This window comes from Serratia sp. AR11, from assembly GCF_056376275.1.
Genome location: NZ_CM150739.1, coordinates 1,496,290 through 1,520,733 on the forward strand (window position 1 = coordinate 1,496,290; position 24,444 = coordinate 1,520,733).

The 24,444-nt window shown below is 56.2% G+C and carries 28 protein-coding genes; 9 read left to right on the forward strand and 19 right to left on the reverse strand.

Going from position 1 to position 24,444, the window contains the following annotated elements:
- Positions 1 to 75 precede the first annotated feature (75 nt).
- The 5 genes from yajD to lsrK form a co-directional block, all read right to left on the reverse strand.
- On the reverse strand, positions 76 to 417 hold the full coding sequence (gene yajD, locus ACSOSI_RS07170; protein ID WP_004942039.1) for an HNH nuclease YajD: 342 nt from the start codon (positions 415 to 417) through the stop codon (positions 76 to 78).
- Positions 418 to 475: 58 nt separating this feature from the next.
- Positions 476 to 937, reverse strand: a complete 462-nt coding sequence (locus tag ACSOSI_RS07175) for a GNAT family N-acetyltransferase (RefSeq protein ID WP_012005812.1) — start codon at positions 935 to 937, stop codon at positions 476 to 478.
- A 52-nt stretch (positions 938 to 989) separates the two neighbouring features.
- Positions 990 to 1,883, reverse strand: a complete 894-nt coding sequence (locus tag ACSOSI_RS07180) for a LysR family transcriptional regulator (protein WP_012005813.1) — start codon at positions 1,881 to 1,883, stop codon at positions 990 to 992.
- A gap of 60 nt (positions 1,884 to 1,943) precedes the next feature.
- Entirely contained in the window at positions 1,944 to 3,128 is a 1,185-nt protein-coding gene (locus tag ACSOSI_RS07185) for an MFS transporter (RefSeq protein WP_112364516.1), read from the reverse strand.
- Between the two features lie 235 nt (positions 3,129 to 3,363).
- A complete protein-coding gene (gene lsrK, locus ACSOSI_RS07190) occupies positions 3,364 to 4,929 on the reverse strand; it encodes an autoinducer-2 kinase (RefSeq protein ID WP_476706774.1) in 1,566 nt (521 codons plus the stop codon).
- A gap of 193 nt (positions 4,930 to 5,122) precedes the next feature.
- Here lsrK and lsrG point away from each other — a divergent pair, with 193 nt between their 5' ends.
- Both lsrG and ACSOSI_RS07200 read left to right on the forward strand, forming a co-directional pair.
- Positions 5,123 to 5,416 carry a (4S)-4-hydroxy-5-phosphonooxypentane-2,3-dione isomerase gene (gene lsrG / locus ACSOSI_RS07195; RefSeq protein ID WP_012005816.1) on the forward strand — a complete coding sequence of 98 codons (294 nt, stop codon included), beginning with the start codon at positions 5,123 to 5,125 and terminating at the stop codon, positions 5,414 to 5,416.
- An 87-nt stretch (positions 5,417 to 5,503) separates the two neighbouring features.
- Positions 5,504 to 6,115, forward strand: a complete 612-nt coding sequence (locus ACSOSI_RS07200) for a LysE family translocator (RefSeq protein ID WP_476706775.1) — start codon at positions 5,504 to 5,506, stop codon at positions 6,113 to 6,115.
- Here ACSOSI_RS07200 and ACSOSI_RS07205 read toward each other — a convergent pair.
- From ACSOSI_RS07205 to ACSOSI_RS07230, 6 genes are all read right to left on the reverse strand, one after another.
- Positions 6,112 to 6,930 (reverse strand): AraC family transcriptional regulator, encoded by an 819-nt coding sequence (locus ACSOSI_RS07205; RefSeq protein WP_017892038.1) that lies wholly within the window; start codon positions 6,928 to 6,930, stop codon positions 6,112 to 6,114. The genes ACSOSI_RS07200 and ACSOSI_RS07205 overlap by 4 nt on opposite strands.
- A gap of 143 nt (positions 6,931 to 7,073) precedes the next feature.
- Positions 7,074 to 7,922: a PA4780 family RIO1-like protein kinase gene (locus ACSOSI_RS07210; RefSeq protein ID WP_012005819.1), complete on the reverse strand. Its 849-nt coding sequence runs from the start codon at positions 7,920 to 7,922 to the stop codon at positions 7,074 to 7,076.
- Between the two features lie 123 nt (positions 7,923 to 8,045).
- Complete coding sequence (gene amyA, locus ACSOSI_RS07215) at positions 8,046 to 9,536, reverse strand: alpha-amylase (protein WP_476706776.1); 1,491 nt, start codon at positions 9,534 to 9,536, stop codon at positions 8,046 to 8,048.
- Between the two features lie 128 nt (positions 9,537 to 9,664).
- On the reverse strand, positions 9,665 to 10,324 hold the full coding sequence (locus ACSOSI_RS07220) for a DUF799 domain-containing protein (protein WP_012005821.1): 660 nt from the start codon (positions 10,322 to 10,324) through the stop codon (positions 9,665 to 9,667).
- Positions 10,321 to 10,677, reverse strand: a complete 357-nt coding sequence (locus ACSOSI_RS07225; protein WP_012005822.1) for a DUF4810 domain-containing protein — start codon at positions 10,675 to 10,677, stop codon at positions 10,321 to 10,323. Before ACSOSI_RS07225 ends, ACSOSI_RS07220 begins: the two co-directional genes overlap by 4 nt.
- Positions 10,678 to 10,695: 18 nt before the next feature.
- Positions 10,696 to 11,367 (reverse strand): CsgG/HfaB family protein, encoded by a 672-nt coding sequence (locus ACSOSI_RS07230; protein ID WP_476706777.1) that lies wholly within the window; start codon positions 11,365 to 11,367, stop codon positions 10,696 to 10,698.
- Between the two features lie 465 nt (positions 11,368 to 11,832).
- Between ACSOSI_RS07230 and ACSOSI_RS07235 the strand changes: the two genes are divergently transcribed.
- Entirely contained in the window at positions 11,833 to 12,756 is a 924-nt protein-coding gene (locus tag ACSOSI_RS07235) for a bifunctional helix-turn-helix transcriptional regulator/GNAT family N-acetyltransferase (RefSeq protein WP_012005824.1), read from the forward strand.
- 90 nt (positions 12,757 to 12,846) lie between these two features.
- On the opposite strand, the gene bhsA (ACSOSI_RS07240) is transcribed toward ACSOSI_RS07235, so the two are convergent.
- Together bhsA (ACSOSI_RS07240) and bhsA (ACSOSI_RS07245) are read right to left on the reverse strand one after the other, a co-directional pair.
- Positions 12,847 to 13,104 (reverse strand): multiple stress resistance protein BhsA, encoded by a 258-nt coding sequence (bhsA, locus tag ACSOSI_RS07240; protein WP_012005825.1) that lies wholly within the window; start codon positions 13,102 to 13,104, stop codon positions 12,847 to 12,849.
- Between the two features lie 204 nt (positions 13,105 to 13,308).
- Positions 13,309 to 13,566: a multiple stress resistance protein BhsA gene (gene bhsA / locus ACSOSI_RS07245; RefSeq protein WP_476706778.1), complete on the reverse strand. Its 258-nt coding sequence runs from the start codon at positions 13,564 to 13,566 to the stop codon at positions 13,309 to 13,311.
- 175 nt (positions 13,567 to 13,741) lie between these two features.
- Here bhsA (ACSOSI_RS07245) and ACSOSI_RS07250 point away from each other — a divergent pair, with 175 nt between their 5' ends.
- Positions 13,742 to 14,386, forward strand: a complete 645-nt coding sequence (locus ACSOSI_RS07250) for a TetR/AcrR family transcriptional regulator (protein ID WP_115182989.1) — start codon at positions 13,742 to 13,744, stop codon at positions 14,384 to 14,386.
- A 52-nt stretch (positions 14,387 to 14,438) separates the two neighbouring features.
- On the opposite strand, the gene ACSOSI_RS07255 is transcribed toward ACSOSI_RS07250, so the two are convergent.
- From ACSOSI_RS07255 to ACSOSI_RS07275, 5 genes are all read right to left on the reverse strand, one after another.
- Positions 14,439 to 15,260, reverse strand: coding sequence for a MetQ/NlpA family ABC transporter substrate-binding protein (locus tag ACSOSI_RS07255; protein ID WP_476707253.1), 822 nt, complete (start codon positions 15,258 to 15,260; stop codon positions 14,439 to 14,441).
- Between the two features lie 17 nt (positions 15,261 to 15,277).
- On the reverse strand, positions 15,278 to 15,946 hold the full coding sequence (locus ACSOSI_RS07260) for a methionine ABC transporter permease (RefSeq protein ID WP_012005829.1): 669 nt from the start codon (positions 15,944 to 15,946) through the stop codon (positions 15,278 to 15,280).
- Positions 15,939 to 16,964, reverse strand: a complete 1,026-nt coding sequence (locus ACSOSI_RS07265) for a methionine ABC transporter ATP-binding protein (RefSeq protein ID WP_476706779.1) — start codon at positions 16,962 to 16,964, stop codon at positions 15,939 to 15,941. Before ACSOSI_RS07265 ends, ACSOSI_RS07260 begins: the two co-directional genes overlap by 8 nt.
- 249 nt (positions 16,965 to 17,213) lie before the next feature.
- Positions 17,214 to 17,657 carry an acetyltransferase gene (locus ACSOSI_RS07270; RefSeq protein WP_112350174.1) on the reverse strand — a complete coding sequence of 148 codons (444 nt, stop codon included), beginning with the start codon at positions 17,655 to 17,657 and terminating at the stop codon, positions 17,214 to 17,216.
- Positions 17,658 to 17,684: 27 nt separating this feature from the next.
- Positions 17,685 to 18,575: a LysR family transcriptional regulator gene (locus ACSOSI_RS07275; protein WP_261277394.1), complete on the reverse strand. Its 891-nt coding sequence runs from the start codon at positions 18,573 to 18,575 to the stop codon at positions 17,685 to 17,687.
- A 120-nt stretch (positions 18,576 to 18,695) separates the two neighbouring features.
- On the opposite strand from ACSOSI_RS07275, the gene ACSOSI_RS07280 reads away from it, so the two are divergent.
- From ACSOSI_RS07280 to ACSOSI_RS07295, 4 genes are all read left to right on the forward strand, one after another.
- Positions 18,696 to 19,676 (forward strand): quinone oxidoreductase family protein, encoded by a 981-nt coding sequence (locus tag ACSOSI_RS07280; protein WP_218215727.1) that lies wholly within the window; start codon positions 18,696 to 18,698, stop codon positions 19,674 to 19,676.
- A 58-nt stretch (positions 19,677 to 19,734) separates the two neighbouring features.
- Positions 19,735 to 20,607 (forward strand): oxygenase MpaB family protein, encoded by an 873-nt coding sequence (locus ACSOSI_RS07285; protein ID WP_112364509.1) that lies wholly within the window; start codon positions 19,735 to 19,737, stop codon positions 20,605 to 20,607.
- 164 nt (positions 20,608 to 20,771) lie between these two features.
- Complete coding sequence (locus ACSOSI_RS07290) at positions 20,772 to 21,875, forward strand: suppressor of fused domain protein (RefSeq protein ID WP_012005835.1); 1,104 nt, start codon at positions 20,772 to 20,774, stop codon at positions 21,873 to 21,875.
- A 27-nt stretch (positions 21,876 to 21,902) separates the two neighbouring features.
- Positions 21,903 to 22,430 carry a cysteine hydrolase family protein gene (locus tag ACSOSI_RS07295; protein ID WP_012005836.1) on the forward strand — a complete coding sequence of 176 codons (528 nt, stop codon included), beginning with the start codon at positions 21,903 to 21,905 and terminating at the stop codon, positions 22,428 to 22,430.
- A 96-nt stretch (positions 22,431 to 22,526) separates the two neighbouring features.
- On the opposite strand, the gene ACSOSI_RS07300 is transcribed toward ACSOSI_RS07295, so the two are convergent.
- A complete protein-coding gene (locus ACSOSI_RS07300) occupies positions 22,527 to 23,273 on the reverse strand; it encodes an SDR family NAD(P)-dependent oxidoreductase (protein ID WP_012005837.1) in 747 nt (248 codons plus the stop codon).
- A 127-nt stretch (positions 23,274 to 23,400) separates the two neighbouring features.
- Here ACSOSI_RS07300 and ACSOSI_RS07305 point away from each other — a divergent pair, with 127 nt between their 5' ends.
- Positions 23,401 to 24,309, forward strand: a complete 909-nt coding sequence (locus tag ACSOSI_RS07305) for a LysR family transcriptional regulator (protein ID WP_476706780.1) — start codon at positions 23,401 to 23,403, stop codon at positions 24,307 to 24,309.
- The last annotated feature ends 135 nt before the right edge of the window (positions 24,310 to 24,444 follow it).

Below are 24,444 nucleotides of genomic sequence, written 5' to 3' on the forward strand. Positions count from 1 at the left end.
CTGCGCGGAGAGAGTTTTTTTAATTTAGCAGCTTAATAAGTTATTAAACTGCTAATGATGATTGAGCGGAAAAGGTTACTTTTTCAACATCGACTTCAGATTGGCGAACGGGTTATGGGTGGCTACCCCGACGTCTTTTTGCGCGTCTTCACCGGCAATCACCGTGGAGCCATACTGATCGGCTTCGGTGTATTTGGAGTGCTCATGGTCGTGGCAATACAGGCATAGCATTTCCCAGTTACTGCCGTCTTCCGGGTTGTTGCTGTGGTCGTGATCGATATGGTGGACCGTCAGTTCGCGCAGGTTGGAGTAAACAAACTCACGCGAGCAACGCCCGCAGACCCAGGGGAAGATTTTCAATGCTTTTTCGCGGTAGCCGGTCTCCAGCCTCGCGTAGTTTTTGGGGATATATGCCATGGTGTTTGCCCGTCGGGTGATAACAATAATACGCTAAATAATACCACAACGTGCCGGGTTACAGCGTGCGGCACATCACCGTCACGTCTTCGCCACAAACCTCCCGCAACTCAACCGGTTGCCAGCCCAGTTTTTGATACAGCAACTGTTGATCGGGAGTGTAGAGATACAATTCGGCGATTTGTTGCTGGCGGCAGTGGGCGACGCAGTGATCGATCAGGCGGCGAGCCACCCCCTGACCGCGGTGCTGGGGGGAAGTAAAGACTTCACCCAGCCAGAACTTTCGCTCCGGTTTATCCGCCAATTCGTAAACGATCAGGCTGGCAGTGCCGAGGATCTCTTGTTGCGGCGACAGAGCCAACAGCGCCATGCCAGGGTGCTGCGGTTCGCAACGCTGTTCAAGACGCCGGCTGATTTTTTCGCGGCAGCTCCACGGGGGAAAATCCTGCCACTCCTGATGCAGTAATGCAGCCAGTTCATCAATGCGCTGGCGATACGCAGAAAGTTGTTCAATATGCATGATTCGGTTCGTTTTTTGCCCAATGACAGCCAACTATAGCGGCAGTTTTCGCTTATTTGAAGGTCTCGATCGCCCAATCGATAAACACGCGCATCTTGGCACTAAGATGGCGGTTGGAGGGATAGACCACGTACATCTGTTCCGAGGGTGGTTGCCAGTCGTGCAGCAGGCTGACCAGTTCGCCGTTGTCCAGATGCGGCTGCGCCATAAAGCGGAAGGTCTGGATCATGCCCAGCCCGGCCAATGCCGCCGCCAGCAGCGCATTGCTCTCGTTGACGCTGACGTGGTAGCGGTGCTGGATATCAATCTCTTTGCCCCGATCGACAAAGTGCAGCGGCTGGATGCGATCGTTCAGCGCATGGCGGTAGTGCGCCAACGGATAACCCTGTTCCAGATCGCACGGGTGTTGCGGCGTGCCGTGGCGCGCCAGATAGGCTGGGGTGGCGCAGGTGACCCATTCAAGTTCGAACAGCCGGCGGGCAATCAGGCTGGAATCGGCCAGCGGGCCGCTGCGGATCACGCAGTCGGCGCTGTCGTTAATCAGGTCGATGAGTCGGTCGCCTACGCCCAGATCAATTTGGATTTGCGGGTAGCGCGCAATAAAGTCCGGCAGCGCCGGCAGCAGCAGTTGGCGTGCGGTGGATCCGCCGACATCAATACGCAGCACGCCCTGCGGCGCACTCTGCGACTCGGTCATGCTGCCTTCCATCTGCTCCAGCTCCGCCAACCACTTTACCGTCCGCTGGTAATAGCATTCGCCCTCGGCAGTGACCGACACGCTGCGGGTGGTGCGCTGGAACAGCTTGGTTTGCAGATGATCTTCCAAACTCTGGATAAGCTTGGTGACGGTGGCCTTGGGCATCCGCAACGAGTCTGCGGCGCGGGTGAAACCGCCGGTTTCCACCACGCGGTTAAACACCCGGATAGCGAGTAAATGATGATCCATAGCGCTCTCAGTGCAAAACCCCGGCAGAGGCCGGGGTGTGTTTCTGTAGATAAATAATGGTTATGACTGTTTAGCGCCAATCATGCCGGAACGCAAGGTCAGGCCGAAAACCAGCGCGGCGGACAGCGTGAGTGCGCCGCCAAACAGCATGGCGCTGCTGACGCCCTGCCAGTCGACCACTTCACCCCCCAGTAGCGCACCGGAGGCCAGCGCAATCTGGATCACGCAGACCAGCAGTGCCTGACCGGCTTCCGGTGCCTGTGGCACGGCGGCGAACATCCAGTTGGTGGCGCAGACCGGCACGGCGCCAAACGCCAACCCCCACACCATCACCATCAGCGTGGCACCGGCGATACCGCTAAGGAACGGCGAGACAATCAGGATAGCCGCCAACATGGCGGTGATCAGGATAAAGGTGGCACGCAGGCTGCGTTCAGCCAGTCGTTCACCCAGGAAGGTGCCCAGCAGGCCAATGGCACCGTAGGCCAGCAGTTGCAGTGATATCGCCGACGGGCTGAGGACAAACACCTGTTGCAGCAGCGGTTTCAGGTAGGTATAGGCGGCAAAATGGCCGATAAACAACAGCACGATGGCAATCAGCCCGGTACGTGCCATCGGCAGGCGCAGCGGTAACAGCAGATCGCGTGCGGTGACCGGGCGAGTAGGGGGGACCGAGGTCAAAAGGCGCAGTTGCGCCAGCAATACCCCGACTGCCAGCACCGCGCTGCCAAAGAAGGCGGCACGCCAGCCGAACAGGTCACCAATCAAGGCCCCGGCGGGGACGCCGCATACGGCACCCACCGAAATACCGCTGAGGATCAGCGCGGTGGCGCGTCCCTGGCTGGCTTCCGGCACCAGATGGCGGCCATAGTTGGCGGCGAAAGCCCAAAAGCCGCCGACGCAGATACCCAGTAACACGCGGCCCAGCAGCATCATGGGGAAGTTAACCGCCAGGGCGGAAACCAGATTGGAGATGGCCAGCAGTACGCTCAGCGCCAGCATCAGCAGGCGACGATCGAGCCGACCGGCTGCCAGGCTCAGTGCCGGTGCGGCGATCGCCGCGATAATGCCGGGCACGGTCACCATCAGGCCGGCTCTGCCGGTGCTGACATCCAGCGACGGCGCGATGTTGGTTAGCAGGCCGATCGGCAGAAACTCGGTGGTGACCATCACAAAGCAGGCGACCGTCAGTGAGAAAATCGCCAGCCAGGCTGATGGTGCAGGTTTATCATTATTATTCAGCATAATACCGCTCGTCCCAGTTCAAGGTGTAAACCGCGCTCAGGGCGCGGAGTGACAGAGATCACAATTTACGCAGGCATTGGCGGCGGATAAATCCGTTTACGGTAGTTACACTGTTTCTGTGGGGGAATAATCACGCGAGGCAAGCATAGCGGCGGTTGGCAGCCAATCGGCCGGTAAAATGCTTAATTGGCATAAGCTTATGTGATGGGCGCAGCAGGCTGTGCCCAAACCAGATTCACAATCCCGGCGCCTTCCACATCGAAGTGGTCAGGCCATGGTCTACCAGGGTTAGCTGGTCGGCATAGACCTGCTGCCAGGTTTCTTTTTGTTGTTGGTACAGCTGATGATTGGCCATATCCGGCTGATACTCACGCTCCCAGCGCACCAATTGCTCGCCGGTTTGTGCCAGCGACTCATACAGCCCGGCTCCCACGCCGGCAGCAATCGCACAGCCCAGCGCAGTGGCTTCTTTCACCACCGGCACGCGCACCGTCAGGCCAGTCACGTCGCTGAGAATTTGGCTCCACAGCTTGCCCTTCGACCCACCGCCGGCGAACACCAGTGAACGTGCCTGTACGCCGGAAAAACGGGCGATCTGCTCCAGATTGCAAGCCGAAACAATCGCGGCGTTCTCTTCCAGGGCACGAAACAGCGTTTGTTTGTTGCAGCGTTCCGGGTCGAGCGACAGATTGATAAACGAAGGCGCGGCGTGGTACCAGGTCTTGAAGTGCATGGCATCGGAGAAGATTGGCATCACTCCGTAGGCCCCCGGGGGGACACGTGCAGCCATCTCTTCCATCAGGCTGTAGGCATCCACGCCCAGCCGTTCTGCCATCAGTTTTTCTTCGGCGCAGAAGGCATCGCGGAACCAACGCATGGTCAATCCGGTGAAGAAGCTGATCGACTCTGCTTGCGCCATACCCGGGATCACATGCGGATTGATACGGATGTTCATCTCCGGATCGGTGGCCGGTTCTGGCAGATTGACGATTTGTTGCCAGAAGGTACCCCCCAATACCGCAGTTTGCCCGGCATGCACTACCCCCAACCCAAGGCTACCCAGTTGCACATCGCCGCCGCCCATCACTACCGGCGTACCGTGCAGCAGGCCACTTTGTTGGGCCGCCTGTTCGGTGACGTGCCCCAGTACAGTGCCGGTTTCTTTCACCGGTGACAGCATATCGGCGCGTAGCCCGGCCATGTCGAGCAACGCCGGTCGCCAGTCACGGCTGACCAAATCCAGCATGCCGGTAGTCCCGGCGTTGGAAGGATCGACCGCCAGTTCACCACTCAGCATGTTCGCCAGCCAGTCACTGATCATGGTCAGCGTCGCGGCCTGACGGTAAATATCCGGCCGGTGATGCGCCAGCCACAACAGGCGCGGCATGGCGCTTAACGCCAACGTTTGGCCTGAATATTGGTAAACCTCACGTTCGAAATTATGGTTATGCAGCTCTTTCAGCTCGCTGACCTCCTCGCTGGCGCGCGCGTCAACGTTGGCGCAGGCCCAGATCGGCGTGCCGTCGCGATCGTAAAGCACTATGCCCTCGCGCATTGAGCAACAGGCGATGGAGCGGATCGCCTGACCGGAAATACCGGCGTTTTGCAGCGCCTGGCGAATGCACTGGCAGGTCAGTTGCCAGTTATGGGCCAGGTCAAACTCCATCGAGCCGGGCACCCCCGGCACCGCCAGATGCCGCCATTCCGCCTGGCCCTGAGCGATCTGATTGCCTGCTAGATCGAAGATGACCGCGCGAATGCTACCGGTGCCTGCGTCCAGCGCCATCAAATAGTTATCCATAGCTCACACTCTCTGGGGTTGGGATCTTAACTATAGATGGCCTGTACTTTGTACTGATGGGGGAAACGGCGAGGCCGGCAGGATTTGTGAACTGTGCTGCAAAATTGCCGTTGCGGGGGGTAAATCAGCGGGAATAAACCTATGGTTGGAAAGCTATAGGGTATAGACCTTCAAGGTGAAACAAGGAGCCACCATGCACGTCACTCTGGTAGAAATTAACGTTAAACAGGACAAAATCGACGAGTTTATTGAGGTCTTCCGCGCCAATCATCTGGGGGCGATCGAAGAGCCGGGCAATCTGCGTTTTGACGTGTTGCAGGATGAAACCATCCCGACGCGTTTTTATATCTATGAAGCCTACCGGGACGAGCAGGCCGTCGCCGCCCACAAAAAGACGCCGCACTATCTGCAATGCGTGGAAAAACTGGAGGCGTTGATGACCGGGCCGCGCAAGAAAACCAGCTTTATCGGCCTGATGCCGGGTTAGGCCAGTACGCCAGGGTAATTTTATTCAATACATTGCTTACTCTGGCCGTCAGTCTGGCATCTGTGAACTCTTTCTCAGGTGCCCGTAATGAATATTTATCTTTCGATGGCCGCTTTTGCGCTGGCCTCCTCCATCACCCCCGGCCCGGTCAATATCGTGGCGCTGAGCGCCGGGGCGCAATTCGGTTTTAACGCTACCCTGCGGCATGTTTTTGGTGCCACGCTGGGTTTTACCCTGCTATTGATTCTGATTGGGCTGGGGCTGCACCAGTTACTGACGCTGTGGCCGGTGCTGACTCAGGTGATCCAGTGGGCAGGTATCGCGTTTTTACTGTTTTTGGCTTATCAACTGGCCTTTGACGACGGACGGCTGGGCAATGGCAGCCCGTCGCAAGCGCCTTCGTTCTGGTATGGCGCCTTGTTGCAGTGGCTGAACCCTAAAGCCTGGTTGGCATCGGTGGCCAGTCTGGGGGCGTTTGTCGCCGACGGTGACCGCTTGCTGTTATGGCAGTTCGCGGTGATTTATTTTGTCATCTGCTATGCCTCGGTGGCCTGCTATGCCTCGGTGGCCTGCTGGGCCTACACCGGTGCGATGCTGAGCGGGGTATTGCAACAGGCTCGCAATGTGCAGCGTTTTAATCGTTTGATGGCGTTGCTGTTGGCGGCCAGTGCCTGCTATCTGCTGGCCGACGGCGTTTAGCGCGGGTTTTGGTACTGGCCAGGGGTGGCAGCCAGTAGCAGTTTGAAGGTGCGTTGAAAGTGCGCCTGATCGGCAAAGCCGCTTTCGCTGGCAACCGCGGCGATCGGATAGCCCCGTTTCAGCAGACGATGGCCGAACTGAATGCGCTGATTGACCAGGTAGGCGTGCGGCGTCATGCCGTAACGTCGCTTAAAGGCGCGAATCAAGTAGGAGGGTGAGAGCGCTGCCGCCTGGCAGATGGCTTCCAGCGTCAGTGGTTGAGTGCAATGTTGGCTGATAAAGGTCGCCGCCGCCTTGAGTCTCGGATGCTCGGCTTCGGCGGCAGGCAGGCGAACATCGTCCTGACAGATTTGTAGCTCGGTAAAGTATTCCACCAGGGCGATTTGTTTTTCCAACTGGCAGTGCTGCGGGTCGATCAAAAGGGAATAAAGCCGGTTCAGGCCATTGAACAGGGCAGGGTCACGGCTGATGACCTGATCAAATGGGATAAAACCACCGTCGCCACCGGCGATCTCCTGCTGCAGTTTACCCAGCCAGGTGGCATCAATATAAAACATGATATATGACCAGCGCTGGTCGCCGATGGGGTTGCAGGCGTGGGCCTGCTGCGGGTTAATGATCACCACGTCGCCGGTACTGACCTGCCGCTGTTGGTGGCCGTTAATATAAATGCTGGTACCGCCGGTGATAGCACCGATGGAGAAAATTTCATGGCTATGCAGGGCGTAACAAACTTTGCGGCCATCTTCAATGGCGCGAGCTTCCACAAAAGGGAGCTGCGGATCACGCCAGAATTGCGGCGCGGTAGCGGTCATGAACTTTCCTTTCAAAGACGACAGGGCTAGCTTGTTATAGCGTAAAATGAGCGTGGGAGGGAATGCGGATGATGATTTTTAATGTGTTTGGCTGTCTTCAGGATTGAATAAGCCCCGGCCACGTAGAGATGACCGGGGGGCTTTTAATCTTCTTCGTTGCGGGCCATCAACTGGCGTTGGTGCTCTTCGCTGGCCGCCTGGATTTCCTCCAGCACTGAACCGACATCGGCGTGTTTGTTGCTTTCGACAAACTTGCCGGTCAACACGCTAGCCGGCGTCAGGTTACCTTCCTGATACAGCGCCCAAATCTCTTTGGCGTATTTGCTGCCCAGCAGTTCCGGCGCGTACTGGCCGTAAAAATGCGACATGTTGTTGATATCACGTTCGAACATGCTTTTGGCGTGGTTGTTGGCTGCGGCATCCACCACCTGTGGCAGATCGATAATCACCGGCCCATCTTTGTCCATCAACACGTTGAACTCCGACAAGTCACCATGTACCAGACCGGCACACAGCATGCGCACTGCGTAATTCATCATCAGTGCGTGATCGGCCCGTGCCTGTTCCGGCGTCAGGGTAACATCGCTCAGACGTGGAGCTACCAGGCCTTCTTCGTCGGTGATCAGTTCCATCAGCAGCACGCCATCGAGACAGATATCCGGTTGCGGCACGCGCACGCCCGCTTTGGCGAGCAGGTACAACGCGTCGACCTCGGTGTTCTGCCAGGCTTCTTCCTGCTGCTGGCGACCGAATTTCGACCCTTTGCTCATGGCACGCGCATCGCGGCTGTTACGCACCTTGCGGCCTTCCTGATAGTTCACTGCCTGCTTGAAGTTACGCTTGTCTGCTTCTTTGTAAACTTTGGCGCAGCGGATCTCTTCGCCGCAGCGCACGATAAAGACGTCGGCTTCTTTGCCACTTTTCAAACGGCGAATGACGTCGTCGATTAAACCATCATCTACCAATGGCTGGAGTCGTTTTGGAATTTTCATGCAGCCTTGTACCCTATTTAGGCTCCGGTGTGAATGGTTTGCTAAGGTGTTACCTCAATTTAGACCCGAAAGGCAAAATTTAGTTTGCCGCCGCTGCGATCCATGATCGCAACGGCGCACCCGCTACAGGGTTTCTGCCAGTACCCAAACGCTGACGCTGCCGCCGTTAACCGGGAAAGTGGCATTCCCCTGTTCGTCGGTGGTGACCTCATCCTGACGGTTACCGAGCAGGTCGCGCCAGTTTTTATGTGCCAGTTCAGTGCCCAGCGAAACCGCTTTGCCACTTTCAGCCCCGTTGGTGAGCACCACTACGCAACCAGGGGCGTCGGCGGTACCGCTGCGGCTGAAGGCCACGCAGTTTTTATCATCAAAATAATCGGTTTGCACGCCGTTGGCAAAGCGTTGTCGCGCCTGAATCAACTTTTCCAGCTCAGGGATGACCGGCATATCAATCTGGTATTCCTGGCCGTCGCTGCCTTTATCTTTATAGCTGGCACCGTACAGGTCAGGATAGAACACGCAGGGCACGCCTTGTTCGCGCAACAGGATCAGGGCGTAGGCCAGCGGCTTGAACCAGGGTTCGACCGGTGCTTCCAGCGATTGTAACGGCTGCGTGTCGTGGTTGGCGACCAGCGTGACCGAATGGGCCGGATCGGCCGCGGTCAGGGTATCGGTGAAAATCTGCGCCATGTCGAACCCGTCTCCCTGTTTCGATGCCTGATGAAACTTCAGGTGCAAGGCTACGTCGAACAGCATCACCTTGCCCTCGACCAGGTCAATATACTGTTGTAACGCGGCCAAATCGTGCGACCAGTATTCGGCGACAATAAACAGATCGCGCTGCGCACTGTCACGCACGTGGTCAGCCCACTCTTTAAAGAACCAGGCCGGAATGTGTTTGGCGGCATCCAACCGGAAGCCATCGCAGGGCAGGGTTTCCAGCAGCCAGCGCGCCCAGTATTTCAGCTCTTCCACCACCGCCGGGTTGCGGAATTCGACGTCGGCCCCCATCAGATAATCGTAGTTGCCTTTCTCATCACCGACCTGATCGTTCCAGCCGTCGTCACCGTAGTCATTGGCGATTTTGAACACGCCTTTTTCATCGGGCTGCTCAACGTAATCAACCCCGCCAAAGCATTTGTAATCCCAAATGAATTTGGAATAGGTGCCTTGTCTGCCGGGGAAAGTGAAGCGGGTGTAGGCCAGGGCGTCGAAGCCCTGGTCATTAATATCGTTGCGGTTGTTAGCGTCCGCCTTGTAGACATGCACCTGCTCTTTTTCGTCGGCACCTAGCTTATGGTTGAAAACCACGTCATAAATCACCCGCACGCCGTTGTCGCGTAGCGTAGTCACGGCGTTTGCCAAAGCTTCTTTGTCACCGTATTTGGTGGCACGGCTGCCTTTTTGATCAAACTCGCCCAGATCGAACAGATCATAACTGTCGTAACCCACCGAATAGCCGCCGGAAGCGCCCTTATAGGCGGGGGGCAGCCACACATCGGTGATGCCCAACTGCGCAATTTGCGCGGCGCGTTCGGCTGCCTCTGGCCATAACTGACCGCCATCCGGGTAATACCAATGGAAAAACTGCAGCAAGGTAGTTTTTTTCGTCATGAGCAAGCCGCCCTATTTGCCAGAAAGAGGTGCGAAATGAGCCGTGGCTCATCCATCCTGTTACAGCATGGGCTAGTTTTGACAAAAGGGAAACTCGGTTTGGGCGGCGCATGTGCCGCCCTGGAGGATTAACGCTGACTGGCGTAATGCGGCGAGCGCGGGCCATACAAAATGGCGCCGTTCTGACCGTTTGCCGATAACAGGCGGGTATTGGCGATAGCGCCGACATCGAAGCCCTTGTCGCTGATGGTATCGGCGATTTGCGCGATAGCGGCGCTGATCACCATACTCAGCAGACCGCCGCCGGAGTTGTTGTTATTTTCGTTGCTGGATGCCGTGGCGCTACCGGCCCAAAGCTGCTTGCCGTTGCGCAGATCGACCAACCTGGCTTTTACGGTGACGCGTGTTTCGCTGTTAATCACTATATAGCTGGTGCCATATTGCGTGACGTCCAGATACAGTACTGCGTCAGCGCCGAAGATCTTATGCAACTTTTGGATGCTGACGGCGCGGATATCATTGGCATTGGTCAAACCGTTTTGCTGGAATGTTTCCTCAACCACGGCGACCGGCAGCACATAGTAGCCAGCTTCAGCCAGCGGTAGCGTGGTGCTGGCAAGGACGCTGTGGCTGGCTTTGACATCCGGCGATTGATTGACCGGTGGCAGCACCAGGATTGATTTCGGTTTGCTCTCGTGGAACGCCGCATAATCGTAAGCAGTTTGTTTGGCGCAACCGCTCAGCAGCAGGGTGACAGCAATACTGAAGAAAGCTAATGCACGCTTCATTTAAAACTCCCTTTATCCTTGGCCATCAGGAAATTCATAAACGGCGCTGATTCCGGGAACAGCGTTTTCTCTGTATTGAACTCGGTCATTGCCTGGCCGGTATTGCCGGTTTTGCTGTATAGCAACCCCAGTTGTGCATGCAGGCCCGGTGGCACGGCTTTATTCTTGGCGCGAGATTTTTCGGCAATTTCTTTTAGCGTCAAAATCTGTTGTTCAGGGCTTTGACCATCCTGTTGGTAATATTGGTAAATCGAGGTTTGGTAGCCATCCCAGTTGTAGATCGTTTTTGGCGCGGCGCAGCCGGCCAGCAGGGTCGCTGCGAACAGCGCCCCACCCATTTTTTTAGTTATCATATTGCTGCTTCTATTCCGTTAGTTAGCAGGGCGCCATGCGCCACTTTCGATACCGGCAACCAGGTTATTGACCGCTTCGCGTACGGCCAGATCCAACACTTTGCCGTTGAGGGTGGAATCGTAGCTGGCGGTGCCGCCGAAGCCGATGATTTCACGGTTGGAGAGTTGGTACTCGCCGGCACCTTGGGTGGAGTAAACCACTTCTGAGGTCTGTACGTTGACCACATTCAAATTGACCTTGGCATAGGCCACCTGCGTTTTACCGCGTCCCAGAATGCCCCACAGCTGGTGATCCCCCACTTCTTTACGACCGAACTCGGTAACATCACCGGTGATCACATAGTTGGCACCTTTCAGCGACTGGGTTTTGCCTTTAATGCCGGCTTCGGTTTTCAACTCATCCATATTGGCGCGATCCAGCACGTTGAAGCGGCCGGTTTGCTGCAGATGGGTGATCAGGATGGTTTTGGACTGGTTACCCAGGCGATCGACGCCATCGGAGAAGATGCCGTTCATATAGCTGGAGCGGTTATCGAACTTGCCGACGGAGATAGGGCTGCGCTGGCCTTGGTAATTGGTGTTGTAGGACGCTACTTTAGGCACTTCCAGAGAACGTGAGGATTCGGTGGCACAGCCCGCCAGCATGCTGACAGAAAGGGCGACTGAGCAGACAACGAGTGATTTTTTCATCGGAATACAATCTCTCCATGATTATAAAAGCGCGCAAGACAGACCGTTTTGCGCCAGGAATTTAAACAGCAGGGGAAATAATAGGTGCTATTTAAACGGGGCAATCCTGCCATGGATATGTAACAAAATACAACTGAATATCGACATAATTGGCGCTATTGGGGATTAAATAACTCATTCAAATACAATGGATTGTGTAAGGATATCATTCGTATTTTATCTGGTTTGCTGAATTATCCGTTTTTTGATGGGTTTATTATTTATAAAGTATATATTTTGTGGTTTTTTATTTTGTAAATTTAATTCAGTAAAGAATGTAATTCTGCATGAGGCGACAGATTGCTGCAGGTGTCTCGTCAGGTTGAGATTTCACGCCGCTTAAAAATCCGTTATGGTAATGAATATTAGGTAACACTATCAACTAAGTGATGTGTTTCAGCGCTGGTACCAACGGGGACATCGATTGTGAACATCAGAGATTTCAGAGCATTGTCGCGCAACCTGGTCAGAGAACTGGGCATGTTGAATAAACAAAGTAACGGGACTCGTTTTTCGCCGTTGCAGATCCACATTCTGATTGAGGTCAATGGATTGCCGCTGGGCATTACCGAACTGGCGGCCCGACTGTGCATCGATAAGGCCAGCGCCAGTCGGGCGGTACGCAGCCTGGTTGCCGCAGGCATGGTTGAAGCGGTGGATTATCCGCATGACAAACGGCATAACCTGAATCAACTGACCAAGTTGGGACGCAAAACGCTGGCGGCAATTGAAGCCAACGCCGACGGTTTTATGCAAGACGCGTTGGCGCAGCTGGACGACGATGAATTGGCCGCAACGACAGCGGCAATGAAAAAGATGACTGCGGCATTACGCAGCGCACGCAAGCAGCGCGATGCCGCTTTGCTGGTACGCCCGATAACCCAGAGTGATGACGCCGCGATGGCCGGCATTATTTGTAGCGTATTTCGCGAGTACGCTATGGATAAAATGGAAGGCGTCAGTCTGCATGATCCCGATCTGGATCGCCTGACCGGTGTTTACCAGGATAACGGCGGTAAGTATTGGGTACTGGAACAACATGGGGAGGTGGTGGGGGGCGTAGGCATTGCACCTCTGAAGGGGGGAGATGCCGGATACTGTGAATTGCAAAAACTGTTTTTTAAACCCTGTGTACGGGGGTTGGGAATGGCGCGCTATATGGTAGTGCAGGCGCTGAAAGCAGCACGTGCGGCGGGGTTCCGTTACTGCTATCTGGAAACCACCGAGCAACTCAAAGAAGCGTTGGGGTTATATCATGCGCTGGGTTTCACTTTGCTGACGGAAAAGCGTGGCAATACCGGCCACCACGGCTGCGATATCTATATGCTGAAAGATTTGCAAAACGACTGAATACTACTTGTGGAGCAGAACGATTTTCGGCGGGGCAATAAAACAAAAGGCGGCCAGGGCCGCCTCTTTGCACAATTGCTGATTCAGCAATTAATTGTAGATGATCGCAGTACCGTGCAGCTTGTTGTCACCGGTAGTTGAGATGATCTGGAATGATTTGGCACCTGCGGCATCCGCTTTGGCAGCCAGATGATTTTCCAGGCTGGTCAGGTCGGAAGCCCCGCTAACGGTAACCACACCGACTTTTTGCAGATTGGCCGGCTGGGCGTTAACCAGATCGGCGGCGAAACTACCGAATGAAGCAGAAGCCAGTGCGATGGCGGCGATGGTGATTTTCAGGTTTTTCATAGTCTTATTTCCTATCTTGGTATTCTGTACAAAGTTTTTTATTGGGGTCGTTAAATTAATTAACGATCGATAATTTAATGTTAGACGCCACTTCGGCGCTTTGCAACTATTTTTTTAGTGTTCGTTAATTAATTTTTTTATTCTAGTCGTTAACCGGAGGAGTAACGTTCACTACCAGCCGGATAATTGACGATTAACTTATTGTTATTTATAGATTACAGCAGTGCCATGCAGTTGATTGTTGCCACCGGCACCAATGATGCGGAATGATTTTGCACCGGCTGCATCTGCTTTGGCTGCCAAATCGGCTTCCAGCGAGCTGATATCGGAAGCACCGCTGACGGTGATCACGCCGAGTTTTTGCTGATCTGCCGGTTGGTTGTGAACCAGGTCAGCGGCGAAGCTACCGAAAGAAGCAGAGGCCAGTGCGATAGCTGCAAGAGTAATTTTTAAGTTTTTCATGATGTTAATTCCTATATCAGAAGCGTAAATTGGGTTGGTTAATCTCTGTCGTCATAATTACTTAACGATCGATAACTAAATGTTAATCGCTTCTCGACGGCAGCGCAATATTTTTTTATAATGATCGTTAATTTAATTGCCAAGCCCTGCTGCGGAGCGGGATAAGAGAGGGTCTATGAGTATCAATGAAGAAGTCTGCGCCAAAAAAACGCGTGGCAGACCGAAGCAGTTTGATCGCGACCGTGCGCTGGACAGCGCGCTCGATCTGTTCTGGCGGCACGGTTATGACTCTACGTCGCTGGCCGATCTGGTAGAAGTCACCGGTGCCAAAGCGCCAACGCTGTATGCCGAGTTTGGTAACAAGGAAGGGCTGTTCCGCGCGGCGGTGGAGCGATATCTGCAAAAATACACCACCTGCACCAATCAATTGTTGGAGCGGGATTTGCCGATAGCGGAAATCGTTGAGGCCTACGTTCGCTCTTCAGCGGAGGTGTTTACCGATCCGGATACGCCGTCCGGCTGCTTTATGGTCTGCGCCTCTGCGGCGCTGTCTTCGTCTTCCGATGAAGTGGCCGAGATGCTGCGTAAAAAACATCATTCGAATGAAGCCAGCCTGCGAGCCTGTTTTGACCGCAAGGTACAGCAGGGGGAGTTATTGGCGAAAACCGATACCGCGCTGTTGGCGAAATATATCGTCTGTACCATTGAAGGGATGTCGGTTCAGGCACGTGAAGGAGCCAGCCGCGAGGATTTATATCGCTTGCTCGATGCATTGATGCTGGTTTGGCCGCGGCTGAGTCAGGTGGGCAATAAAGTCTAGGGCAGGGCACTCGGCAGGAAATCAGGCCGCATTGCTGCGGCCTGAGTGGGCATTACTGGTTAACCGGGATCACCGCGCCCTGGTATTTTTGGCGGATGAAGTCCTGAATTGCCTTAGAGTGCAGCACTTTTACCAGCGCTACGATTTCCGGCTTGTTCACGTCGGCCTTATGCACGGTGATAATGTTGGCATACGGGTTGTTTTCACCGCTTTCGACCGCGATCGGATCTTTAGTCGGGTTCAGTCCGGCATCGATGGCGTAGTTGGCGTTAATCACCACCGCGTCGCCTTCATCGTTGTTGTACATCTGCGGCAGTAGCGCGCCTTCCACGTTCGCCAGGAACTTCAGGTGTTTCGGGTTATCCACCACGTCAGAAATGCGAGCATCGACCTTGCTCACGCCCGGTTTCAGCTTAATTACGCCTTCCTTTTCAAAGATAGACAGAATGCGTCCTTCTTCCGCCACTGCATCACGCATGATGATTTTGCCGTTGTCCGGCAGATCTTTCAGGCTTTTATATTTCTTGGAGTAAATGCCGATCGGCTCGATATGGATGGCCCCGGCGCTGACAAAGTCGTAATTCTTATCGCCGGCATGGTCCTTCAGCACCGAATTCAGGTAGGGCACGTGCTGGAAATAGTTGGCGTCAATATCGTGACTGGCCAGCGCGGTGTTCGGCAGGATGTAGTCCTGGAAAGGTTTGATCACCAGATCGATGCCTTCCTTCGCCAGAATCGGCTTGGCCTGCTCGAGGATCTCCGCGTGCGGCACGTTGGACGCGCCAACCACCAGTTTAGTTTCCGCGGCGGCGCCAAAGGAGCTCAACGCGGTCAGTGAGGCGAAAGCCAGCATCATTATTTGCTTTTTCATCATCATTATTCCCTGGTTATTTATCGTTTATCGAGCGTTGTTGTAATGGTGTCGCCGATGAACTGGATAACGAAAACGATCAGCAGGATCGTCAGCGTCGCCACCAGCGTCACGTCACCGTGATTGCGTTGAAAACCTTCCAGATAGGCCAGATTACCCAGCCCGCCAGCGCCGATCACTCCGGCCATGGCGGTGTAGCTCACCAGTGCTATCAGGGTGACGGTAATTCCGGAAACCAGCGCCGGGGAAGACTCCGGCAGCAGCACGCGGAAAATAATGGTGCTGGTTTTGGCTCCCATGGAACGTGCCGCCTCTATGACTCCCTTGTCCACCTCGCGCAGGCCAATTTCAACCAGCCGGGCGTAGAAGGGCGCGGCGCCGACAATCAGCGCCGGCAGCGCGGCATCGGCCCCCAAAATGGTGCCGATCAGCGTCTTGGTGAACGGGATCAGCAGCACGATCAGAATGATGAAGGGGATGGAGCGGAATACGTTGACCAGCACTGAAATCAGCGAATAGACGGCGCGGTTTTGCAACAGTTGGCCGCGAGAGGTCAGGAACAGCAATACGCCCAGTACGATGCCAAGCACCAGCGTGGCCAACCCGGCGATGCCGGTCATGTACAGGGTTTCCCAGGTGGCGTTCAGCAACTGGTCAATACGCAGATGAGGGAACCATGACTCAATCATGTTTAATCACCTCAACGGCGATTTGTTGTTCTCTCAATAATTTCAGCATGCTGTCGATTTGCAGGTCGTTGCCTTCGACGTGGATATACAGCTCGCCAAAGGAGCCGTTCAGCGTCTGGCTGATTTTGCCGTGCAGAATGTTAATGCTCACCTTGTAGCGCAGGATCACGTCGGAAATCACCGCCTGATGGGTTTGCACACCGACAAAGGTCAGCTTGAAAATTGCGCCCGGCAGATGCTGAGCCAGTAAAGGATTAAAGTTTTCCTCGGTTTCCTGATATTGCGAAACCTGTTTAACGAACTGCTGGGTAATCGGCTGCTGCGGCCGGGTGAAAACATCGATCACCGGGCCTTCTTCGACGATGCGGCCGTTTTCCATCACCGCCACGCGGTGGCAAATTTTGCGCACTACGTGCATCTCATGGGTGATCAGCACGATGGTCAGGTTCAGTTTGCGGTTGATATCCAGCAGCAGATCCAAAATCGAGTCGGTGGTCTGGGGATCGAGCGCTGAGGTGGCCTCATCACACAGTAATACCCCAGGGTTATTGGCCAGGGCGCGGGCGATGCCGACGCGCTGTTTCTGTCCGCCGCTGAGCTGCGAAGGATAAGCATCCTCACGCCCCTGCAGGCCAACCAGTGCGATAAGCTCGGCCACGCGTGGGTTTATTTGCGCTTTGGGCACGCCGGCTATTTGCATCGAGAAGGCAATATTCTGGCTGACGGTGCGTGACCACAGCAGGTTGAAATGCTGAAACACCATGCTGATTTTCAGGCGTGCCTGGCGTAACTGGTCGCCCCTGGCTCCGGCGATATTGAACCCCTCGACCTGAATGTTGCCGCTGGTGGGTGCCTCCAGCCCGTTAAGCAAACGGATCAGGGTGCTTTTACCCGCTCCGCTGTAGCCGATAATGCCGTAGATTTGCCCGGCTTCAACGGCCAGACTGACATCATCCACCGCGACGACGCGGCCCTGTGCACTGTCAAAAGTTTTGCAAACGTTCGAAAGAACGATCATAGCGAAGTTGATCCTTATTAATACGTCACAGAATTCCGCCCAGGGTGCGTAACGCCAGGCAGTGTTCGGCTTCCTGGAATAAGGGCAGGCGGGATATCTGTTGCTGGTGAATACAGGGCAATCCTACCGGGGGTTTATAGTGACAGGAAGAATATAGATTCTATTAGATATTCTTATTTGATATATAAAGTGATGAGCAGAGGTGATGGTGAAACCGCGGCCAACGGGGCTTTGGCCGCTTTATTGCATTTAACGCTTGTCGAGCTTCATGTGCAGCAGTGGGAAAGGATTGCCCTGACCGTCGAGTGCCGAACGGCCGGTAATTTCAAAACCGTAGTGGCGGTAAAAACCGCTGGCCTGCGGGTTCTGTTCATTAACATCCAACTGCAACTCATCATGCAGCGTTTCGGCGTGGGCCAGCAGCGCTCTGCCGACGCCTTTGCCACGCTGCTCAGCATCGATAAACAGCATTTCTACCTTATTGCCGCTTAGCCCGATAAAACCGCAGGGATGACCGGGCCGGTCTTCCGCAACCCAAACGTCAACCGCCGGCAAATAGTCGTTAAGCACCAACGGGTAGAGTTGGGCGATATTCTCTTCGGTGAGAAAATGGTGGGTGGCGCGTACCGAACGCTGCCAAATCTCCGCCAGTTGCGCATTGTCTTGTGCTGCGCGTGCTCGGATAGTGATCATGGAAACTCCTGTGTTGATTTACTTATTTTAAACGCGACCCCAGAGTCTGGCGACGGTCAGGGCGATAAAAGCTTCCAGCTTGGGTGACTGCCGTCGTTCGGGCAGATAGACCAGATGCATTGGCCGCGATAGCGGTGAATAATCCGGCAGCACCCGGACCAATCGGCCGCTGGCAATATCTTCATCCAGCAGCATGCAGGCATGCAGCGCGATACCGAAACCGGCCAGCGCCGCCCGACGTACCCCTTCGCCAGAGTCCATCCGCAGCCGCGGCCTGACCGGCACGCTGACTTCCCCCGTTGGTCCCTGCAAGCGCCAGAAATGGTTGCCGTCCCACTGACTAAAACCAAAGCAGCTGTGTGCGCTGAGTTGCTCCGGCTGGGTTGGCACACCCTGCAGGGCCAGATAGTCCGGTGAGGCGGCCAGCGTCATGCGGTAATCGGGCAGGGCGCGGGCCACCAGGCCATCGTCTGCCACCGGCCCGATGCGAAACGCCGCCTCGTAGCCTTCTTCAATCAAGTCTACCTTGCGGTCCGACAGCACCACTTCCGCTTCTACCTCCGGGTGCCGCTGCAGGAACTCGGTGAGGATCGGCGTCAGTACGCGGTTGCCGAAAGTGACGGGGGCACTGATGCGCAGCAGGCCGCTGGGAGAGCTCAATAGCGCCCGGGCACTGGCTTCGGCGGCATCGGCGTCGGCCAGCAGGCGACGGCAACGTTCGTAGAACACCCGCCCGGTCTCGGTCAGCCCTTGTCTGCGGGTAGTACGGTTCAGCAGCGGCGCATTCAGCCGTTGCTCCAGGTAGCGGATGTGTTTGCCGACCATGGTCGGGGAGATTGCCATCTCCTCAGCGGCGGCAACGAAACTGCCTTTTTCCACCACCCGCACAAACACCGCCATGCTGGTTAATCGGTCCATTATAAACCCCTGGTGTTTTCTGAATGCTCTGCGGGCCACTTCTCCTGATTATAGCGCTTTGCGATAATCATTCTATCGACCGTCAGTGTGTTATTGGCGGAAACTTTTCGGAGCAGCAACATGCACGCATTAGCGTTTAAACATTTTGGCGGGCCGGACGTGCTCGAATACCTTGAGCTGCCGACGCCTGCGGTACCGGCGGGTGCGGTGCAGGTGCGCATGGGGGCCGCCGGGCTGAATTTCGCTGATATCTACCGCCGCAAGGGCAATTACGTGCTGCACGGCAACCCGCCACATATCGGCGGTTACGAAGGTGTGGGAACCATTATCGCCGTGGGCGAAGGGGTCGATGGCTGGCAGTTGGGGGAGCGAATTGGTTTCGCTGATGTCCCATTCTGCCACGCCACGCGAATCAACGTGCCGGTGGAGCATGCACTGCGGCTGCCACAGGCACTGAGCGACGTCGAAGCAGCTTCAATTTTGTTGCAGGGACTAACGGCGCAGTACCTGATTAATGACAGCGTGCAGGTGAAAGCGGGCGATCGCGCTTTAGTGCATGCAGCGGCGGGCGGTGTCGGACAAATTCTGACGCGTATGCTGGTGGCGCGTGGCGCACAGGTTTACGCCGTGGTGTCTTCGGCGCACAAACAGCAGATCGCACTGAACAACGGCGCAGCGGCAGCCTTCACTTATCAGCAGGATTGGGTCGCGCAAATTGCCGCCCTGACCGACGGTGGCGTTGAGTACGGTTTTGACTCGGTGGGCATCACGCTGCAACAGAGCATCGACGCGCTGCGTCCCGGCGGTCGGGTGGTCACTTTCGGTATGGCAGGTGGCGAAGCACCCGCTATTTCCGCCTACGACCTGATGATGGATTCCAAAGGCGTGGTCGGTGGCGACCTCTGGACCTACCTTAATAGCGCCGGGGCAAGGCGAGAAAGGGCCGAGCGTCTGTTCAGCAGTTGGCAGAACGGCGAGTTTGCCGTGCCCCATATCGAAACCTTCCCGCTCAGTGAAGGGGCGGCCGCTCACCGCCGGCTGGAGGATCGCAGCTTTGCCGGCAAGATTGTGCTGCTGGGCGATCGCGACCCGCAGAGTTAAAAGCGGCCTTCCGCTGCATGTTACACTGGCCGCCAGGCGATAAAGGGGGTCAGTCAGGATGGAAGTGATACGTGCAGCGATAGAAAAACAGGTGATCGGCCTGACCGGGCTGGCGCTTGGCGATGTTGATTTTGAAAACCCGCCGGGCGATCCGGGCCTGTATGGGCCGCAGTCGGTCATTTGGCAGGTACACAGTGATTTCACCACCATGCTGTGCGGGGGCGTCAGTGCCTTACTGCTGCAAATGCTGCACCCGTTGGCGCTGGCCGGCGTCTGGGATCATTCCAATTTCCGCGACGATATGCTCGGCCGCCTGCGCCGCACCAGCCAGTTTGTCTCCGTCACCACCTTTGGCCCCACCGCCGAGGCCGAACGGCTGATCGCCAAAGTCAAAGCCATTCACCTGCGGGTCAACGGCGTCAGCAGCGACGGCAGGCCTTATGCCGCCAGCGATCCTGACTTGCTCACCTGGGTGCACGTGGTGGAAAGCAGCTGCTTTTTAGCCAGCCATTTACGCTACCGCAATCCGCATCTTTCTCGCGAACAGCAGGACGGCTATTACCGTGAGACGGCGCGAGTCGCCGCTGCACTGGGGGCACGCGATATCCCTATCTCTTGCGCGGCGGTTGAGGATTACCTGCAGCGCATGCGGTCGCAGTTGGTGTGCGATGAGCGCACGCAGGAAGTGGCTCGTATTCTGTTGGCGGCCCCGGCACCGAGCGTGCTGGCACGACCTTTTGGCATATTGGTGATGCAGGCGGGCATAGATCTGCTACCGGAGTGGGCGCAGCAGCAGTTTGGTTTTTCTCCCGGCGTCCTGCGGCAAAAACTGGTGCGCGCCGGTGTCGGTGGCGTAGGTAAAGTGTTGCGAGCCTCGATGCGCAACGGCTCCTATCAACGTGCACTACGGCGAATTGGCCGATCAGTCTGAATCCGCGCACGCTATAATTCTTACCAATAACCCAATGTTTAGGGACACTTTTGAGACTTTTACGGGTGATCCGACCGCTAATGCGCTTTACACTGGGCAAAAGCCAATTTCCATTTTATTTAGCGTGCAGCGTTATTCTGCGCCTTGACCCTATTTGAGGTTATATGAACGAGTCACAGGTACTTGCTGAAGTCAGTAATGAGAACCAGACGCTGGTGGCGGTGGTTCAGCAAGATAGTCGGGCTGCCTATTTTTATATTTATCCTTCAGAAGAAAATAGCGAACGTTTTCAGGTGCGTGCTTGCTGGCTGCGTAACCTGGCGGCCGCGCCGCAGCAGGAAGACAGTGCGGCATTGGCACTGGGACAGCCGCCGATGCTGGCAGCCGAGTTTTGCCGCAATCTGGAGGGGGAAGCGCCACTGAACCCGGAAGGGCTGATGGTAGTCTGGACGGAAAGCGACGACGGTGCGGCGCTGTGGTATTACGGCCAACTGCTGGCGGTGATCCCCGGCTGGAGCCTGTATATCGACCACTCGGTGTGCTATTCCGCCAGTTGCATCAAGGAAAGTCCATTGGCTTATCCGCTGGGATCCGCCTCCACCAATACCCAGTATGCGCTGGCGGAAAACACCCGCCAGTTCTGGCGCAGTTGGCAGCGGGAAGAGGGTAACCCATGGCCAAAAATGCAGAACGACTATCAGGCGATTTACGATCAGCATTTTGGCCCTTCGGTGAAATACTACGCGATCGATCAGGGCAAGTGGCCACCAATGGCCATCACCCAACATGAGCGCGACGGCATCTACTATTTTCTCACCATGGGCGTCAGTATCCGCCCAATGCCGTGGGTAGAGATCCTGTTTAACGACGACGCTTCCCGTTACCGCCGCATGGAAATGGGCATCGCCATCGACGGGCAGTACATGACCGAAGAGAACGCGGTGCAGATGGCCAGCGCACTGGCCGGGTTCGCCCATGCGCCATGGGCTAAGATTACCTGGTTTGGCGAAGGTCATACTCTGGAATCTGAGGTGGCTCCGCAGGGTTATGAGGGCTACGTGCTTTCCTCGTCGTTTTACCCGTATAGCGAGCACCTGAACCTGCCGAAACAGTATGGCGACCCGGTGAATATCTTCTGGGCCAGCCCGGTATTTGAGGCCGAGCGCCTGCTGGCGCACGCTACGCCGAATGGTGGTCACGATCTGGTGAATAAACTGCGTGAGCAGGGCGTTGACCATATCTTCCGTCCGCGCCAACCGCTATGCTGATCGCCGATTAAATTCACGGGAGTTATCATGACGTCCGCTCTATTAATTATTGATGTGCAGCAAGGGTTATTTACGCCGCCGCCGGCCGACGCCGAAGCGACGATTGATCGCATTAACAGTTTGAGCACTGCTGCCCGTCGGGCTGGAGTACCGGTGATTTTTATCCAGCACCAGACTCCGGACGATGAGCTGGCGCACGGCAGCGATGCCTGGCAGATTGACGGCCGTTTGCAAGTCAAAGACGGCGATCATCGGGTGGAGAAAACCACGCCGGACTCCTTCCTGCGGACCGGACTGGGGCCGTTACTGGTGGCTAACGCTGTTTCGCACCTGGTGGTTTGCGGCTACTCCAGCGAGTTTTGCGTCGACACCACCACTCGTCGTGCCGCCGGGTTAGGCTATCCGGTGACGCTGGCCGCCGACGCCCATACCAGTCATGACAAAGCCCACGCGACTGGCTTGCAGATCCGCGCCCATCACAACGCCACACTATCGAATATTGGAAGCTACGGCGTGTTGATCAACGCGCTGCCGACGGCGGAAATTCACTTCTGATCGCCAGATAAAAAACGGGCCCGATATATGCGTTGGGCCCGCTAACGTTATTTCAATCCCGCCCTGCGTGCTGCCACTTTGGCCAGCTCTGCTTTCTTAACCGACCCGCGCACCGCCGTTAATCGAGGTGATGGTTCCGGTGACGAAAGAGGCTTCTTTTGACGCCAGCCACAGTGCGGCGCTGGCGATGTCTTCCACCCGGCCGGTGCGGCCCATCGGTGTTTCAGCGGCAATGGCGTCAATGCGATCCTGCGGTAGCCCGGCGCCGAAGAAGCGAGTATCGGCGATAAACCCCGGCGCAATGGCGTTGACGGTAATCCCCAATTCGCCAAGTTCGCGTGCCAGACTGAGGGTAAAACCCTGCACCCCGGCTTTGGCGGCGGAATAACCTAATGCACCCGCGCTGCCGCTGCCGCATTGGGCGGCAATAGAGCTCAGATTAATGATGCGGCCGCCCGGTTTGCTCAGGTGTGGCAACATCGCGAGGGTAAACAGGAAGGTACTTTTCAGGTTCCCTTCGATCACCGCGTCCCATTCTTGTTCGGCCTGCGCCAACGGCGTATCGGCGGCAATCACCCGGGTAAATCCGGCGTTGTTAATCAGGACATCCACCGTGCCGAGATCGGCTGCCAACTGGGCGACGACGTCTTCCACCGGCCCACGGCGGCTCAGGTCCGCCGAATAGTAGCGGGTAGCGGGGCCAATTTGCTGCGCCGCCTGCTGCAGGCGTTGCGGGTCGCGCGCCACGATGGCGATGCGGTAATCCTGTTGCGCCAGTTGTTGAGCGATGGCCAGCCCAATACCGCTGGAACCGCCGGTAACAATCGCTGTACGTTGCGTCATAACTGCTCTCCTTTCTCGCCGGGTGCACCGGAATGGCGCAGCACTGTGCGGTCGGGAAAGTATTGGCTTTTGCTATTGATACATCCAATACTCTATTTATGCTTTCAAAATACGAAAAAGGTATTGCGTGATTGAACTACGCCAACTGCGGCAATTTATTGCCGTCGCGGAAGAAATGAGCTTTCACCGCGCCGCCGAGCGCTTGCATATGGCACAACCCCCGCTGACTGCCGCTATCCGAAAGATTGAGCAGGAGCTGGGCGTGCTGCTGCTGGAGCGCGGCAACCGCGTCACCAGGATCACCGAAGCGGGGCAAGTGTTTCTGATTGAGGCGCGGCGAACGCTGGCGCAGTTTGAGCGCACCCTCGGCAATACCCGCCGTGCGGCACGCGGCCTGACGGAATCGCTGCGCCTGACCTTCGTCGACAGCACGGTAAACGCTCTGTTGCCGGGCATCCTGCGGCAGTTTCGTCAGGCGCATCCACAGGCGGAGTTTCATTTGCAGGAGGCAACCACTGCCGAGCAATTGATCGCACTGCGCGATGACCGCGCCGACATGGGCATGGTGGTGCTGCCGGTGACGCCGCAAGAGGGCTTGCAGATCTTGCCTTTCCTGTTCGATCGCATGGTGTTGGCATTGCCGGAAAACCACCCGCTGGCGACGCAGCAGCAAGTGACGTTGAGCAGCCTGGCCGATCAACCCTGGGTGCTGTTTCCGGCGCATTACGGCCCCGGTATGCACACGGCGATCCTGCAGGCCTGTGCGGTGGCGGGATTCAGTCCGCGTATCGTGCAGGAGGCACGGCAGATGCAGACCATCGGCGGGCTGGTGGCGGGCGGTGTGGGGATCGCGTTGATGCCGGCCCTGTTTGCAAGACTGCAATCCCCCGGCGTGGTGTTCCGTGAACTGAGCGGTACAGGCAGCCCGGTAGCCTATACGCTGGCGCTGGCGTGGCGCACGGCTTCACCGCTGACTGACGCTTTTTGTCGTATTGCCGCTGAACAGGCGCTGAATTTGGCAACCAGCGGTGATTGACAACGCCCATACTGGGGGATACCTTAAAAGCATGAATATACCGATGCAATCCACACTTAATCAGTCTTGGTGGCGCCTCTTCTGAAGGCGGCACGGGTATTCACACCTCTTTTCAATGCCGCCGGTTCTGGCGGC

Coding starts and splice junctions, on each gene's coding strand:
- yajD (WP_004942039.1), bottom strand. CDS start 417: ATGGCATATATCCCCAAAAACTACGCGAGGCTGGAGACCGGCTACCGC.
- ACSOSI_RS07175 (WP_012005812.1), bottom strand. CDS start 937: ATGCATATTGAACAACTTTCTGCGTATCGCCAGCGCATTGATGAACTG.
- ACSOSI_RS07180 (WP_012005813.1), bottom strand. CDS start 1,883: ATGGATCATCATTTACTCGCTATCCGGGTGTTTAACCGCGTGGTGGAA.
- ACSOSI_RS07185 (WP_112364516.1), bottom strand. CDS start 3,128: ATGCTGAATAATAATGATAAACCTGCACCATCAGCCTGGCTGGCGATT.
- lsrK (WP_476706774.1), bottom strand. CDS start 4,929: ATGGATAACTATTTGATGGCGCTGGACGCAGGCACCGGTAGCATTCGC.
- lsrG (WP_012005816.1), top strand. CDS start 5,123: ATGCACGTCACTCTGGTAGAAATTAACGTTAAACAGGACAAAATCGAC.
- ACSOSI_RS07200 (WP_476706775.1), top strand. CDS start 5,504: ATGAATATTTATCTTTCGATGGCCGCTTTTGCGCTGGCCTCCTCCATC.
- ACSOSI_RS07205 (WP_017892038.1), bottom strand. CDS start 6,930: ATGACCGCTACCGCGCCGCAATTCTGGCGTGATCCGCAGCTCCCTTTT.
- ACSOSI_RS07210 (WP_012005819.1), bottom strand. CDS start 7,922: ATGAAAATTCCAAAACGACTCCAGCCATTGGTAGATGATGGTTTAATC.
- amyA (WP_476706776.1), bottom strand. CDS start 9,536: ATGACGAAAAAAACTACCTTGCTGCAGTTTTTCCATTGGTATTACCCG.
- ACSOSI_RS07220 (WP_012005821.1), bottom strand. CDS start 10,324: ATGAAGCGTGCATTAGCTTTCTTCAGTATTGCTGTCACCCTGCTGCTG.
- ACSOSI_RS07225 (WP_012005822.1), bottom strand. CDS start 10,677: ATGATAACTAAAAAAATGGGTGGGGCGCTGTTCGCAGCGACCCTGCTG.
- ACSOSI_RS07230 (WP_476706777.1), bottom strand. CDS start 11,367: ATGAAAAAATCACTCGTTGTCTGCTCAGTCGCCCTTTCTGTCAGCATG.
- bhsA (WP_012005825.1), bottom strand. CDS start 13,104: ATGAAAAACCTGAAAATCACCATCGCCGCCATCGCACTGGCTTCTGCT.
- bhsA (WP_476706778.1), bottom strand. CDS start 13,566: ATGAAAAACTTAAAAATTACTCTTGCAGCTATCGCACTGGCCTCTGCT.
- ACSOSI_RS07250 (WP_115182989.1), top strand. CDS start 13,742: ATGAGTATCAATGAAGAAGTCTGCGCCAAAAAAACGCGTGGCAGACCG.
- ACSOSI_RS07255 (WP_476707253.1), bottom strand. CDS start 15,260: ATGATGAAAAAGCAAATAATGATGCTGGCTTTCGCCTCACTGACCGCG.
- ACSOSI_RS07260 (WP_012005829.1), bottom strand. CDS start 15,946: ATGATTGAGTCATGGTTCCCTCATCTGCGTATTGACCAGTTGCTGAAC.
- ACSOSI_RS07265 (WP_476706779.1), bottom strand. CDS start 16,964: ATGATCGTTCTTTCGAACGTTTGCAAAACTTTTGACAGTGCACAGGGC.
- ACSOSI_RS07270 (WP_112350174.1), bottom strand. CDS start 17,657: ATGATCACTATCCGAGCACGCGCAGCACAAGACAATGCGCAACTGGCG.
- ACSOSI_RS07275 (WP_261277394.1), bottom strand. CDS start 18,575: ATGGACCGATTAACCAGCATGGCGGTGTTTGTGCGGGTGGTGGAAAAA.
- ACSOSI_RS07280 (WP_218215727.1), top strand. CDS start 18,696: ATGCACGCATTAGCGTTTAAACATTTTGGCGGGCCGGACGTGCTCGAA.
- ACSOSI_RS07285 (WP_112364509.1), top strand. CDS start 19,735: ATGGAAGTGATACGTGCAGCGATAGAAAAACAGGTGATCGGCCTGACC.
- ACSOSI_RS07290 (WP_012005835.1), top strand. CDS start 20,772: ATGAACGAGTCACAGGTACTTGCTGAAGTCAGTAATGAGAACCAGACG.
- ACSOSI_RS07295 (WP_012005836.1), top strand. CDS start 21,903: ATGACGTCCGCTCTATTAATTATTGATGTGCAGCAAGGGTTATTTACG.
- ACSOSI_RS07300 (WP_012005837.1), bottom strand. CDS start 23,273: ATGACGCAACGTACAGCGATTGTTACCGGCGGTTCCAGCGGTATTGGG.